This window comes from Nocardia sp. NPDC049190 (assembly GCF_040648115.1).
GTDB lineage: Bacteria > Actinomycetota > Actinomycetes > Mycobacteriales > Mycobacteriaceae > Nocardia.
Genome location: NZ_JBEZDE010000014.1, coordinates 76,411 through 89,632 on the forward strand (window position 1 = coordinate 76,411; position 13,222 = coordinate 89,632).

12 protein-coding genes are annotated in these 13,222 nt (G+C 68.0%); 4 read left to right on the forward strand and 8 right to left on the reverse strand.

Annotated features, from left to right (window positions below):
- Nucleotides 1-105 precede the first annotated feature (105 nt).
- Nucleotides 106-366 carry a hypothetical protein gene (locus AB0B25_RS14945; protein ID WP_357178767.1) on the forward strand — a complete coding sequence of 87 codons (261 nt, stop codon included), beginning with the start codon at nt 106-108 and terminating at the stop codon, nt 364-366.
- Between the two features lie 38 nt (nt 367-404).
- Here the strand turns inward: AB0B25_RS14945 and AB0B25_RS14950 are convergent, their stop codons facing one another.
- Both AB0B25_RS14950 and AB0B25_RS14955 read right to left on the reverse strand, forming a co-directional pair.
- Nucleotides 405-1,049 (reverse strand): CPBP family intramembrane glutamic endopeptidase, encoded by a 645-nt coding sequence (locus AB0B25_RS14950; protein ID WP_357178770.1) that lies wholly within the window; start codon nt 1,047-1,049, stop codon nt 405-407.
- Nucleotides 1,046-2,779 carry an alpha/beta hydrolase gene (locus tag AB0B25_RS14955; protein ID WP_357178772.1) on the reverse strand — a complete coding sequence of 578 codons (1,734 nt, stop codon included), beginning with the start codon at nt 2,777-2,779 and terminating at the stop codon, nt 1,046-1,048. Before AB0B25_RS14955 ends, AB0B25_RS14950 begins: the two co-directional genes overlap by 4 nt.
- A gap of 375 nt (nt 2,780-3,154) precedes the next feature.
- On the opposite strand from AB0B25_RS14955, the gene AB0B25_RS14960 reads away from it, so the two are divergent.
- A complete protein-coding gene (locus tag AB0B25_RS14960) occupies nt 3,155-3,445 on the forward strand; it encodes a YiaA/YiaB family inner membrane protein (RefSeq protein ID WP_357178775.1) in 291 nt (96 codons plus the stop codon).
- 89 nt (nt 3,446-3,534) lie between these two features.
- Here the strand turns inward: AB0B25_RS14960 and purL are convergent, their stop codons facing one another.
- On the reverse strand, nt 3,535-5,829 hold the full coding sequence (gene purL, locus AB0B25_RS14965; protein WP_357178777.1) for a phosphoribosylformylglycinamidine synthase subunit PurL: 2,295 nt from the start codon (nt 5,827-5,829) through the stop codon (nt 3,535-3,537).
- Between the two features lie 231 nt (nt 5,830-6,060).
- Here purL and AB0B25_RS14970 point away from each other — a divergent pair, with 231 nt between their 5' ends.
- Nucleotides 6,061-7,374 carry a glycosyltransferase 87 family protein gene (locus AB0B25_RS14970; RefSeq protein ID WP_357178780.1) on the forward strand — a complete coding sequence of 438 codons (1,314 nt, stop codon included), beginning with the start codon at nt 6,061-6,063 and terminating at the stop codon, nt 7,372-7,374.
- On the opposite strand, the gene AB0B25_RS14975 is transcribed toward AB0B25_RS14970, so the two are convergent.
- From AB0B25_RS14975 to purS, 4 genes are all read right to left on the reverse strand, one after another.
- Complete coding sequence (locus AB0B25_RS14975; RefSeq protein WP_357178783.1) at nt 7,323-8,621, reverse strand: M18 family aminopeptidase; 1,299 nt, start codon at nt 8,619-8,621, stop codon at nt 7,323-7,325. The two genes, AB0B25_RS14970 and AB0B25_RS14975, sit on opposite strands and share 52 nt — an antisense overlap.
- Nucleotides 8,622-8,869: 248 nt before the next feature.
- A complete protein-coding gene (locus AB0B25_RS14980) occupies nt 8,870-9,301 on the reverse strand; it encodes a MarR family transcriptional regulator (protein WP_357070600.1) in 432 nt (143 codons plus the stop codon).
- 673 nt (nt 9,302-9,974) lie between these two features.
- On the reverse strand, nt 9,975-10,652 hold the full coding sequence (gene purQ / locus AB0B25_RS14985; RefSeq protein WP_357178786.1) for a phosphoribosylformylglycinamidine synthase subunit PurQ: 678 nt from the start codon (nt 10,650-10,652) through the stop codon (nt 9,975-9,977).
- Complete coding sequence (gene purS / locus AB0B25_RS14990; protein WP_357070594.1) at nt 10,649-10,885, reverse strand: phosphoribosylformylglycinamidine synthase subunit PurS; 237 nt, start codon at nt 10,883-10,885, stop codon at nt 10,649-10,651. Before purS ends, purQ begins: the two co-directional genes overlap by 4 nt.
- A 128-nt stretch (nt 10,886-11,013) precedes the next feature.
- Between purS and AB0B25_RS14995 the strand changes: the two genes are divergently transcribed.
- Nucleotides 11,014-11,658: an MBL fold metallo-hydrolase gene (locus tag AB0B25_RS14995; protein ID WP_357178789.1), complete on the forward strand. Its 645-nt coding sequence runs from the start codon at nt 11,014-11,016 to the stop codon at nt 11,656-11,658.
- Here AB0B25_RS14995 and AB0B25_RS15000 read toward each other — a convergent pair.
- The gene (locus AB0B25_RS15000) at nt 11,577-13,016 is read right to left on the reverse strand and encodes a dipeptidase (protein ID WP_357178792.1); all 1,440 of its coding nucleotides are present in this window, start codon (nt 13,014-13,016) and stop codon (nt 11,577-11,579) included. The two genes, AB0B25_RS14995 and AB0B25_RS15000, sit on opposite strands and share 82 nt — an antisense overlap.
- Nucleotides 13,017-13,222: the final 206 nt, after the last annotated feature.

The following is a 13,222-nucleotide window of genomic DNA, read 5'->3' on the forward strand; positions in this document are numbered from 1 at the left end:
TATCGGAGCTGCCGAACAAGAAGTGCTGGACACTTGCCGAGCAGGCAGGGGACACCAGTCGGGGTCGCATGCAGCACCTGCTGTCGGCGGCTGTGGTGGACGATGATGGCATGCGAGATGACCTCGATGCGGGTGCCCTGGGTGACTGGAGACGAGGTCTATGGCGGCGACCCGAAACTGGGCGCTGAACTCGAATCCAGACGCACCGGTTATGTTTTCGCAGTCAGCTGCGATCACCATGCCACGGCCGCGACCGGCCGCGTCCGTGCGGATATCCTCGCCGCCACACTTCCGAAGCCCGCACCAGCCACTACCAGCGCCGATCCGGAAAATTCACCTGATTACGAACTCGGGCTGGAGTACTAGTACGTCCGCGCGCGGTACGCGGCGAGCGAGGGGTCGGCTCAGTCGCGACGGGACGACGCGAGGCGACGGGCCACACGTACCGCGACCCCACCGCCGACATCGACAGCCAGGTGCAGCAGAGCGGGAGCGACGGCACTATCGGTGCGGCGGCACAACCAGCCGAACACGAAACCGCCCACCGAGGTCGCGGCGACCGTCGCGGGAACGTTGTCACCCGCCACACGCGCAGGCGCGATGTGCCACAGCCCGAACGTCACCGCGCCGACCAGCGCACCGAAGCGGGCACCGAAAGCGTTGTCGAGCACCGGGTCCAAGGTGGCGCGGAAGACCAGTTCCTCGCTATAGACCGTGCCGACCGGGATGTGCACGACGACCCACTCCACCGCCGATACCCCAGGCCCCCGATCGGCGTACTCCCCGAGGCGGCGGCGCCCCCACGGAACGGCAAGGAGTGCCGCGTAGCCGGCGGCGACCATCGAGGCCGAAACCAGCCCGCAGCGGACGCCGCGCGGCGCGCCCCAGTTCGGCTTGCCGCGCAGCACGAACGCATATCCGACAGCGAAACCGGCGTTGGCGGCGGTCCGGCCGCGGATACCGAGCCGCAGCCGCGGCAGGATCCAATTGTTCCAGACCGGCGGAACGACGATGGCCGCGACCGTTCCCGCGATACGGGTCGGGCTCACTTGGTCTTCCGCTCGTATTCCTCCGCGGCCTCCAGCTCGCCTCGGATCCGCTCGGACATCTCCGCGGTCCAGCCCGGTGGCGCCGCGATGGCCGCCCAAGCGTCCAGTACCAGGCTGCCATAGCGGTGCCCGTGACCGTCGGTGACACCCTGTGCGTTGGTGAGGTCGGCGGCGACCTGCCAAAACGTGACGAACGGCCACCAGCGCATGTGCGCCGACACATCCGCGCCGCGCGGCTCGGACAACCAATCCGGCTGCGAGAAGATCAGATCCGGCGACCACCACACGATCGGGTCGGACGCGTGCTGCAGATAAGCGATGCGCGGCGGCCGCCATTCGGTCGAAGGCCGCGCCAGATCGGCGCTGTCGGAGGCGAACCGGACCACGAGCCCGTCCGCGTACACCGGCTCGACCTGTCGCGAGCCAGGATCACGACGCGAGACGAACTGCTGCCACAGCCGATTCGAGTTCGGCGGGCCGACCCACAGCGCTCCGTCCACCTTGGCCCGCAGGTCGGCAAGTCCGTCGAAGGCCGCCTCGGACCCCTCCGACCCCAGGCTCTCCCCATACACCAGCAGCCTCGGCCGCTGCTGCGGCGGTCGTGCCGTCCAATGCTGGTACACCGCGTCGAACAACTGCTTGCCCGCGGCAGTCGCCTTGGTCCGGTCCGCCAGGAACGACAGCACGCTCGGCAGATAGGAGTACTGCGTGGCGACGATCGCGGTGTCGCCGTCGTACATGTACTCGATCGCTCCCGCCGCCATGGAATTGACCCACCCGGTCCCGGTGGTGGTGACCACCACCAGCGCCTTCCGGTCGAACGCCCCGGTCCGTTCCAGTTCGGACACCGCGAGGTCGGCCGGTTCCTCGCCACCGTCGACCGATTCCAGGCCGACGTAGGCCCGGATCGGTTCCTTGGCAGGCCGACCGGTGATCGAGGTGATGCGGCTGGCGGTCGGGCCGTGCGAGACGAACCAGCGCCCTTCGAAACCGAGCGTCTCCCAGCGCGCCAGCGAAGCAGGACTGCCGGAACGCTCCGCCTGCTGGGGCTGCACCGCGTTCTCCGAGGTGTAGTCGTTGCGCACACTGAAGGCCGAGTTGGCCACCGCGAAGAACGCCCGCGAGGCGACGCCGTTGAAGATCGTCACCGCCAGCACGACCAGCACGAGAAACCCGGCGGCGGGCGCGAGTTCACGCGGCACCCGAACCCACTGGTTGAGTAGCCGAGCCAGGAACAGAATGATCTCGCGCACGGTCCGGTATACGGCAACCACCGCCGCGCCGATCGCCATGCTGAGCAGCCCGGTGCGCAGGTAGGCGGGCGTGGTGGTGCCCTCCATTCCCATCAGCGCGGTGATCGCGCGCTGCCAGCGCGCCGACTGTACGAGCATCAGGGCCGCGCTCAGAGCAGCGGTGCCCAAGATGGCCGACTTCACCGCGTAGCGCACCCAGATGGGCGGCGCGGGAATCTTCAGGCGCGGTCGCACCCACAGCCGGAACAACCATTCCAGCAGGCAGCCGACGCCGTACCCGAGTGCGGCGTTGATTCCGCTGATCAACCCCTGAAACAGCCAGTCCCGCGGCAGCAGCGACGGCGTCACCGACAGCGCGAAGAACACCGTCGCGATCACAAGGCCGACGTAGTTCAGATCGATGATCTCCTCGGCGCGTCGAACGACCGCGATGACGCGCGTACGCAGCCTCCGCAAGGTCGTGGTCGTTTCGAGCACTCGAACAGTATGGCGCTCGGCGCCCACGACCCGGCGCGTCGCCCATCCGCGACACGAATTCCCTCGGCGTCAGACCGGACACCGGCCGATCACACCGGAGCGCGACAGCGGGTCAGCCAGTCGACGCTCGGAACGACGCGGACGCTCGATCGCGACCGACGCCCGCTCAGCGAGCAGCCGACGGCACGCGACCAGGCGTAACATCCCAGCTCAGTTCCTGCGGATCAGACAATCGCGACCGAAACCACGCGATCACCGCCCGTACGGCACACTGGGCAAGCGCGACGAATTTCTTCCGCCGCACGGCAATTACCCAGTCCGCTCGAGTAGTTGTACCCGGGCGCGCGGGCCGCCTGGTCCGCAGACTTGGTATCCATGAGCACAACCACCGCACAGCCGAAGGCCACCTCGGCTTTCGTCGCCCAGGCCGCGATCGCGTTCGGCGTCAGCTTTTTCGGGGCGGGCATCGGCATTCTCTATCTGCCACTGGATATCTGGCAGCGTGGTTTCCTCGCGATGTCCATGCTGTTCCTGGTGACAAGCACCTTCACGCTGTCGAAGGTGGTGCGCGACCAGCACGAGGCCGCCTCCGTACACGGTCGGATCGACCAGGCGCGGCTGGAAAAGCTGCTGGCCGAGCACGATCCGTTCACCTCGGTTACGTGACCGAGCGCACCTGGCGGGCCCGGCAATCGAGGGGTCCTGGCCCGCCCAGGTGGGCATTCACGCGTTCGCCGGCACGGCCTGCGGCCCGGTCAGACCGTGCCCGCCCCGAACAGCTTCGGCAACGTGCCCTCGTGCGCGGCGCGCAGCTCGGCCATGGGGATCGAGAACTGCCCCTGCACCTCGACCGAATCCGCCCCTTGGTCGACTACGCCGATGCGCACCCACGGCAGCTCGCGCGCCGTGCACATGCGCGTGAACCTCGGCTCCTCCGAGCGCGGAACGGCGACGAGCACCCGACCGGCCGATTCGGAGAAGAGCATGACGAAGGGGTCGGCGTCCTCGGGAAGCAGAACGCGGCAACCGGTCTCGCCCGCCAGTGCGGCTTCGATGACGGCCTGCGCGAGCCCGCCCTCCGAAAGGTCGTGTGCCGCGCTGATCATGCCGTCGCGTGAACCGGCGGTCAGCACTTCGGCGAGCAGCTGCTCACGGGCGAAGTCGACCTTCGGCGGCTCGCCACCGAGGTGGTCGTGCGCGACCTGGGTCCACATGGAACCGCCGAACTCGTCGCGGGTCTCGCCGAGCAGGATCAGCGTCTCGCCCGGCTCCAAGCCGAGTCCGGTCGGAATACGACGGTGCACGTCATCGAGCACGCCGAGCACGCCCACCACCGGAGTCGGCAGGATCGCCGTCTGGCCGGTCTGGTTGTAGAAGCTCACGTTACCGCCGGTGACCGGGATGCCCAGCGCCACACAGCCATCCGCGAGACCACGCACGGCCTGCTGGAACTGCCACATCACGCCCGGGTCCTCCGGCGAACCGAAGTTGAGGCAGTTGGTGACCGCCTTCGGTGTCGCACCGGTGGTTGCGACATTGCGGTACGCCTCGGCCAGCGCGAGCTGCGCCCCGGTGTACGGATCCAGCTTGGTGTAGCGGCCGGAGGCGTCGGTGGCCAACGCGATGCCTCGGCCGGTCTCCTCGTCGATGCGGAGTACGCCCGCGTCCGCGTGCTCGGCCAGCACGGTGTTGCCGCGCACATAGCGGTCGTACTGCTCGGTGATCCATTTCCGGCTGCACAACTGCGGGCTGGAGATCATCTGCAGCAGCGTCGCGCGCAGCTCGTCGGCGGTCTTGGGCCGGGCCAGCTTGTCCGGGGTATCGGCGATCAGGGCGTCCTGCTCGTCGGGACGCCGGACCGGGCGCTCGTACACCGGGCCCTCGTGGGCGACGGTGCGCGGCGGCACGTCCACCACGGTCTCGCCGTGCCAGGTGACCACGAGCCGGTCCCCATCGGTGACCTCGCCGATCACCGTGGCCAGCACGTCCCACTTGCGGCACACCGCCATGAACGCGTCCACGTTCTCCGGGGTGACCACCGCGCACATGCGCTCCTGCGATTCGCTGGAGAGCACCTCGGCGGGGGTCATGTTGGTCGCGCGCAGCGGGACCCGGTCCAGCTCGATGTGCATACCGCCGTCCCCGGCCGCCGCGAGCTCGGAAGTGGCGCAGGACAATCCGGCGCCGCCGAGGTCCTGAATGCCGACGACGAGCTTGGCCGCGTACAGCTCGAGACAGCACTCGATGAGCACCTTCTCGGTGAACGGGTCGCCGACCTGCACCGAGGGCAGCTTCTTGCGTCCGGCCCCGGACTCGTCGCCGGAGAAGGTATCCGACGCGAGCACCGAGACGCCGCCGATGCCGTCCAGTCCGGTGCGCGCACCGAACAGAATGATCTTGTTGCCGGTGCCGGAGGCGAAGGCCAGATGCAGGTCTTCGACCCGCATCACGCCGGCGCACAACGCATTCACCAGCGGGTTGCCCTGATAGGACGCGTCGAAGACGGTTTCACCGCCGACATTCGGTAGGCCGAGCGAGTTGCCGTACCCGCCGACGCCGCGCACCACACCGTCCACCACGCGCCGGGTGTCGAGCGCGTCGGCCGCTCCGAAGCGCAGCTGATCCATCACCGCGATCGGACGCGCGCCCATCGCCATGATGTCGCGCACAATGCCGCCGACGCCGGTGGCCGCACCCTGGTAGGGCTCGACGTAGGAGGGATGGTTGTGGCTCTCCACCTTGAAGGTGACCGCCCAGCCGTCGCCGACGTCGACCACGCCCGCATTCTCACCGATGCCGGCGAGCATGGACTTGCGCATCTCGTCGGTGGTGGTCTGGCCGAAGTAGCGCAGATGCACTTTCGACGACTTGTAGGAGCAGTGCTCGCTCCACATCACGGAGTACATCGCCAGCTCGGCATCCGTCGGCCGGCGACCGAGGATTTCCTTGATCCGAGCGTACTCGTCGTCCTTGAGGCCTAGTTCTTTGTAGGGTTGCGGCACGTTCGGGTTTGCTGCGGCTGCGCTGACGGTGTCGACCTGCGGAGTCACGGAGTACCAGGGTCCTTTCGGCCGGGCATTGTGAAGCGACGAGCATTGTCACTGGGTTGCGGCGAGATGCCTGTGTGTAAGTCTAGAGGCAGTGGGTAGGGGGCGTGCAGGTGAGGGCGCGGCAGCAGCACCGGGCCCGGTGCGCGACCGGACGCGCGGCGGCGCCTCGGGCCGGTATCAGCACCCGGGTCGACCAGCCGACCAACCGAACTGACCGGCTACTCTGAGCCGGTGAATGAAGGAGCGGGGGTTGCGAATCCGAGTGAGCGGTCGGTCGCTACGAACGCCGCGCGCCCCGGGAACGCCGATACCCCGACGATCACCCGCGCCCCTGCCCTGAACCTTTCCCCGCTACAGATGCGCTGGCTGATTGCTGCCATCGCGTTGTTTGCCGTGTCGGCACTCGTGTCGCTGCTGGTGCACTGGTGGAACGGCTACATCGATCTTCAGGTCTACCGCAACGGCGCTCGGGTCTGGCTGGACGGTGGCGAGTTGTACGGGCCGATGCCGCCGGTCGACGGGATCGGGCTTCCGTTCACCTACCCCCCGCTTGCCGCGCTGTTCTTCGCTCCACTTGCCATGCTGCCGCTGCCGATCGCCGAGGTCCTGGTGGTCGCCTGCTCCGTGCTGAGCCTGGGGATAACGCTGTGGCTGGTGCTCGTGCGGGTCCGCCCCGAACTGTCCCGGCGCACCGTACTGACCCTGGTCATCGGCGCGGTCGCACTGGCACAGTTCTTCGAGCCGATCCGCCAGACGTTCGGCTTCGGCCAGATCAACCTCATGCTGATGGCCGCGATCGCGCTGGACTGCCTGGCGCGCACCCCGCGGTGGCCGCGCGGCATGCTGATCGGCATCGCGGTGTCGGTGAAGCTGATCCCGGGGGGATACCTGCTGTATTTCCTGTTGCGCAAGGACTGGAAATCGGCCGGCACGCTCGTGGCCGCCGCGATCGCGGCGATCGGTATCGGATTCGTCCTGTTCCCTGGCGATTCGATGGAGTACTGGTTCCACACGCTCGCCGACACCGATCGGATCGGCCCGCCCTATTTCGCGGGGAACCAATCCCTCAAGGGCATGGCCTTCCGCCTCGACGTCACCGATTCGGTGGCCACGCTGGTGTGGCTCTCGCTCTCGCTGGTCGCCATCGCCCTCGCCGCGGTGTGGATGCGCAGGCTGATCGACGCGGGCGCGACCGTGGCGGCGCTGCTGGTCAACGCCGCCGCGGTGCTGCTCGTCTCGCCGGTGTCCTGGTCGCACCACTGGGTGTGGATCGCGCCCGCGCTGGTGGTCACCGCCGACATGATGGTGCGCGGCACGCACGGTCGGCGACTGGTCGGCGCCGTCGCGGTGTTCACCGTGCTGTTCCTGATCGGCCCGCACTGGCTGCTGCCCCACTCCACCGACCGCGAGCTGGACTGGACGTGGTGGCAGCAAATCATCGGAAGTAGCTACGTGCTGGCCACTCTCGGGGTGTTCGTGGTCGCGGTCGCCACCTACCGCCCGGTGGTCTCGGGTGTGAGGAACGCGGCCAGGGCAGCGGCGTAGGACGGAACGTCGGCCGCGCCCATCAGCTCGCGCGCGGAGTGCATCGCCAGCTGCGGCGCTCCGACATCGACCGTCGGCATGCCGGTGCGGGCCGCGGTCATCGGGCCGATGGTCGAGCCGCATGGTAGATCGGCGCGGTGCACGTAGCGCTGCAACGGAACTCCCGCCTGCGCGCAGGCTAGCGCGAATGCGCCCGCGCCCGCCGCGTCGGTGGCGTAACGCAGGTTCTGGTTGACCTTGAGCACCGGCCCGCCGTTCACCTCGATCCGATGCGCGGGCTCGTGCCGATCCGGGTAATTGGGATGTGTCGCATGCGCCATGTCGCCGGACGCGCACACCGAACCGGCCAGCGCGGCCAGGTAATCGGTGCGTCCACCATCCCGCGAGAGCACGATGCGCTCCAGCACCGTGGGAAGCAGGTCCGACTGCGCGCCGCGGTCGGACTGACTGCCGACCTCCTCGTGGTCGAACATGGCCAGCACCGGGATGGCCGCGCCCGGGTCGTCGATCGCCGCCAGAAACGCCTGCAGGCCCGCGAAGCAGGTGCCTTGGTTGTCCAGGCGTGGCGCGCTGACCAGGTCCTGGTCGCGCCCGACCAGCCTGCTCGGCGTCAGGTCGTGGGTCATCAACTCCCAACCGAGCACCTGGTCCGGGTCGACCTCGATACGGCCCGCCACGAAATCGACGAACGCGGCCGACTCGTATCCGACGCCCCACACCGCGTTGACATGCCGCTGCGGGTCCAGCGTGACGCCACCGCGGTTCTCGGACAGGTGAATGGCCAGCTGCGGAACGCGCAGGATCGGCTCATCGATGCGAATCAGCCGCTCGCGCACCGCGTTTCCGTCGCGCACGCTCAGCCGCCCGGAGACGCCGAGTTCGCGATCGAGCCAGGAGTTCAGCAACGCGCCGCCGTAGGGCTCCAAACCGACCAGCTGCCAGCCCGCCGAGAGCAGGTCCGGATACTGTTTGACCCGCAAGTTCGGACTGTCGGTGTGCGCGCCGACCACCCGGAACGGGGTCGCGCCCGAAAAGTCCGCCGTGGCCCAGGCGACCAGCGATCCGCCGCGCACTACGTAGTGTCTACTCGGGCCGTCCGAGGGCCAGGGCCGCGATTCCGCGAGTGGGGTGAAGCCGCGGGCCTCCAGTTCGCCCGCGACTGTTCGGCAGACGTGGAACGGCGAGGGCGACGCGTCGATGAACGCGCACAACCCCGCGGCAGTGGCGTCGGTGGTGGAAACGGGCATGCCTGCGATCCTAGGCAAACACCTGGTTCAGCTCCGCTCCCGCGCCTCGACGGCGCGTGGTGCATTGCCCCCGCTACCTCGAGCCGCCATTCACCGGGCATCGCGATGCCCGGCAGCCGAATGACCTTCGACCCGATTTTGTTCTATTCGAAAACATAACAACATGAATGGTTTTACATCCCGACGGATCGCACCTTCGAGACAATCGGGACATTCATCGGATGAGCCGGGTCGGCTCACTTCGGCGTTTACTCCGGATCGATGGAAACCAGATCCAGCGCCCGCATGAGTTCCGCATAGCGGCGCGCACCGATTCGCCCCCGCAACTCGTGCTCGGCGCGCGCCTCTTCCGCGCGCACCGCGGCCACCAATTCGGACCCGAGCTTACTGAGACCGATCAGGATACGCCGCCGATCGTCCTGCGCCGCGAGCCGGAAGATCAGACCGCGCTCGGCCAGGTAGTCGGCGTGCCTGGTCGCCGAGGACGGGGCGAGTTGTGACCTGGCCGCCAGTTCGGACATGGTGATTCCGGAGCCGTCGCCCAGATTCGACAACATCGACCACTGATCCGCCGAGAGCTGCCTGGCACACAATGCGGCGTCCAGATGCCGCAGCCAACCGCGTTCCGCGGCACGCAGCGCACCATGCAGCGTGGAATATCCGCTTACAATGGCTGTCATTAGTTCCTGCCTGCGCTGAATTTCGCCTGAACGAGGAGAAGCGTACCGAATGCGAGCGTTCGGCGACGGCCCGTAGGCCATAATCCAGGTCGACAGTGGGGTTCCATGCGGGGACCGGTCGGTATTATTTTGTCGTATGCGCCGCGCGGGAATTCCTCGGTTGTCGATGGAATCGACCGTGGCCGTGGAATTCTCGGTCGCGAAATTCGTACTATGAATATCGATCACGGCCGGCCGCGGTGAGGTCGCGGCGCATCCGGCCGCCAAGGGCGAGCACACCATCGGCTGGCACATCGCTACTCGGTGCAGTACTGCGGGCAACTGTCAGCCAACGCTCGCACGGTTCGCGACCAGCTACGCGGGACACGCCGACCGGGCGCTGAGGCCGGCCGATGCCGTGGCGATTCCGCTCGGCGGTGCGGACATCAGCTGATACAAGCAGCAGCACTCGGTCAGCGGTTGATCAGCCGGGGCGCACACGAAATTGCGCTGTCGGGCCCCGACTCCGATGTGGCATCCAACTTCTTCGAGCCGGCGTATCCGACAGCGGCATAGGCGGTGACGACGACCTCGCGCCGCCGAGGCAATCCGCTCGCGGCGAAGCGCCGTTCAGCCCAGCGCTGCCGACCGCGACATCGCCGATCGAATCACCTGGCCCTGCGCTCGGCGAGTGTTATGTGGAAACCAGCGTGTCCAGCACGGAGAGGAACAGGCCGAGGCCGTCGTCACTCGGTCCGGTCAGTGGCTCGGTAGCGTGCTCGGGGTGCGGCATCAAGCCGACGACGCGACCGTTGGCCGACGCGATACCCGCGATGCCGCGCTGTGAACCGTTCGGGTTGTCGCCCGCGTAGCGGAATACCACCCGCCCCTCGCCCTCCAGTTGGTCGAGCACCGCGGGCGAGGCCTGGTAGCGGCCCTCACCGGACTTGAGCGGGACCAGGATCTGGGCGCCCGGCTCGAAGCGGGAGGTCCACACCGTCGACACCGACTCCACCGTCAGCCACTCGTCACGGCAAACGAAGTGCAGGCCCTCGTTGCGGGTCAGCGCGCCGGGGAGGAGGCCTGCCTCGCAGAGCACCTGAAAACCGTTGCAGATGCCGAGCACCGGAAGTCCGGCGTTCGCCGCGCGCACGACCTCGCCCATCACCGGGGCGAACCTGGCGATGGCTCCGGCACGCAGGTAGTCGCCGTAGGAGAAACCGCCCGGCACGATCACCGCGTCGACCTTCTTCAGATCGGCGTCGGCGTGCCACAGGCTGATGGCCTCGGCGCCCGCCGAGCGCACCGCCCGTGCGGCATCGACGTCGTCGAGCGTGCCGGGAAACGTGATGACCCCGATCCGCGTGCTCATGAGAGGCGGACCACCTTCCACTCTTCGATCACCGTGTTGCACAGCAGCGATTCGGCGATCTGCTCGAGTGCCGCGTCATCGATGCCGTCATCGACGACGAGTTCGAACCGCTTGCCCTGCCGCACATCCGAGATGCCCTCGAATCCCAGGCGCGGGAGCGCGCCGACGATGGCCTGTCCCTGGGGATCCAGGATCTCGGCCTTCGGCATCACCTCGACCACGACTCGTGCCACGCGTTGCTCCTCATGTGGTTGGGGGGTTACCTCAGCAGCCTAGTTGCGCTGGTCGGAAGCGGCATCCGCGGGGTCGGACAAACCACCCGCCGGGTCGCCGAGAGCGAATTCAGCACTAGCATGGCCATATGCGCATAGCCCACTTCGGTCACTCCTGTCTGCTCGTCGAGTTGCGCGGCAAGAAGATCCTGTTCGACCCGGGAACCTTCTCCCACGGCTTCGAGGGCATCACCGGACTCGACGCGATCGCGGTCACTCATCAGCATCCTGACCATATCGACCCGGTCCGGGTCGACGCGCTGATCGAGACCAACCCCGGCGCCCGGCTGCTATGCGATCCGCAGACCGCCGAGCAACGCGGTGGCCAGTGGGAGGCGGTACACGCGGGCGCTGTGCTCACACTCGGCGATCTCCAGATCACCGGAGGCGGCGGCAGGCACGCCGTCATCCACCCCGAGATCCCGGTGATCGACAACACCGTCTTCCAGCTGGGCACCCCGGACGATCCGGCCCAATTGGTACACCCCGGTGACTCGCTGTGGGTGCCGCCGGTGCCGGTCGGCGTATTGGCCGCACCGGCCGCAGCGCCGTGGATGCGGATCAGCGAGGCCGTCGACTATCTACGCGCGGTCAATCCGCGCACCGCCCTGCCCATCCACTACGGCATCATTCGTCCGGAGGCACATGGCGCCTACTTCGGGCGCCTGGTCGAGATGGCGCCCGCCGGAACCGAATTCCGGGTGCTCCAGCCGGAGGACGCGACCGAGCTGTAGCCCTGGCTCCGGTAGGTCGCCAGGAACAGCGCCTCGGCCAAGGCCATCCGCTCGATCTCCTTCGGGTCGACGCTCTCGTTGGGCGCGTGGATCAGGCAGGTCGGTTCCTCCACCCCGAGCAACATGATCTCCGCGTCCGGGTACGTGTCGGCGAAGACGTTGCACTGCGGAATGGACCCGCCCTGGCCCTGGGTGGTCGCCGGGCGGCCATAGGACGCGGCGAGAGCCGCCTCCATGGCGGCACGGGCGGGCCCGCCGGTGCCCGACTCGAATGGCGCACCGAATGATTCGAGTTCGATCGTGAGTTTCGCCTGCCATGGCGTGTTCGCCTCGAGGTGCGCGACGAGCGCCGTGTGCGCGTACCGCGGGTCGATGCCGGGTGGAATGCGCAGGTTCAGGCGCGCGCGGGCAATCGGCTGGATCGCGGCGGCGGAACCCGCCACCGCGGGAGCGTCGATGCCGAGCACCGTCAGGGCCGGTCGTGCCCAGAGCATGTCGGCGACGGTGCCGTCACCGGTCAGCTCGACGCCGCCGAGCACGCGGGCGTCGGCGTGGAATTGTTCGCACGGATACTGCACGCCCGGCCAGACCTGGTCGGTACGCAAACCGGCGATGGTGGTGTTGCCGCGCTTGTCGCGCAGCGAGGCGAGCAACTGGATCAGCGCGGCGAGCGCGTCCGGGGCCGCGCCGCCGAACATGCCGGAATGCATCGGCCCCGCGAGGGTTTCGAGGGTGACCACGACGTTCACGCTGCCGCGCAACGTCTCGGTGAACGTCGGCACGCCGACGGCGACGTTACCGCTTTCCCCCACCACGATCGCGTCCGCGCGCAGCAGGTCCGGGTTGGCCTCGACGAAGCGCTCCAGTCCATCGGTGCACTGCTCCTCGGAACCATCGGCGACCAGCGTCACACCCAGCGGCAGATCGGGGCCGAGCGCACGCAACGCCGTCAGATGCATGACGATGTTGCCCTTGCAATCGGCGCTGCCTCGGCCGTACCACCGCCCCTCCTTCTCGGCGAGCTCCCAGGGTGGGGTCCGCCAGGCTGCCTCGTCCATCGGCGGCTGGACGTCGTAGTGGCAATACAGCAACACCGTCGGCGCGCCGTGCGGCGCGGGGCGGGCGGCGATGACGGCCTTACTGCCGTCCGGTGTTTCGTGCAGGCCGACCTTGGTCAGCCCTGCCCCGGCGAACGCATCGGCCACCCACTGCGCGGCACGCTCGCACTCCTCGGCGGGGAACTGCCTGGCATCGGCGACCGATCGGAACGAGACGAGTTGGGCGAGGTCCCTTTTCGCCTGCGGCATCAATGCGGCGACCTTCTCGCGCAGGTCCGCGGTGCGGGGATCGTCGATCATGCCTCGCCTCGATTCTTCACATCGTAGAATGTCATTGTCGTGCGCCTGATCGATACAGGTGCGGCAATGGCCGACCAGACCACCCACCGGCGTCCCGCTTCCACCGTTCGATCAGCAGAGGTAGCAAACCCTGGCGAACAATCCCCGGTTGACGCCGAGCGTATCTACCAGAAGCCGGGTTTCGACCACTGCCGCGCCCTTCGTGG

Coding starts and splice junctions, on each gene's coding strand:
- AB0B25_RS14980 (WP_357070600.1), bottom strand. CDS start 9,301: ATGACAGCCATTGTAAGCGGATATTCCACGCTGCATGGTGCGCTGCGT.
- purQ (WP_357178786.1), bottom strand. CDS start 10,652: ATGAGCACGCGGATCGGGGTCATCACGTTTCCCGGCACGCTCGACGAC.
- AB0B25_RS14995 (WP_357178789.1), top strand. CDS start 11,014: ATGCGCATAGCCCACTTCGGTCACTCCTGTCTGCTCGTCGAGTTGCGC.
- AB0B25_RS14945 (WP_357178767.1), top strand. CDS start 106: ATGGCATGCGAGATGACCTCGATGCGGGTGCCCTGGGTGACTGGAGAC.
- AB0B25_RS15000 (WP_357178792.1), bottom strand. CDS start 13,016: ATGATCGACGATCCCCGCACCGCGGACCTGCGCGAGAAGGTCGCCGCA.
- AB0B25_RS14960 (WP_357178775.1), top strand. CDS start 3,155: ATGAGCACAACCACCGCACAGCCGAAGGCCACCTCGGCTTTCGTCGCC.
- AB0B25_RS14975 (WP_357178783.1), bottom strand. CDS start 8,621: ATGCCCGTTTCCACCACCGACGCCACTGCCGCGGGGTTGTGCGCGTTC.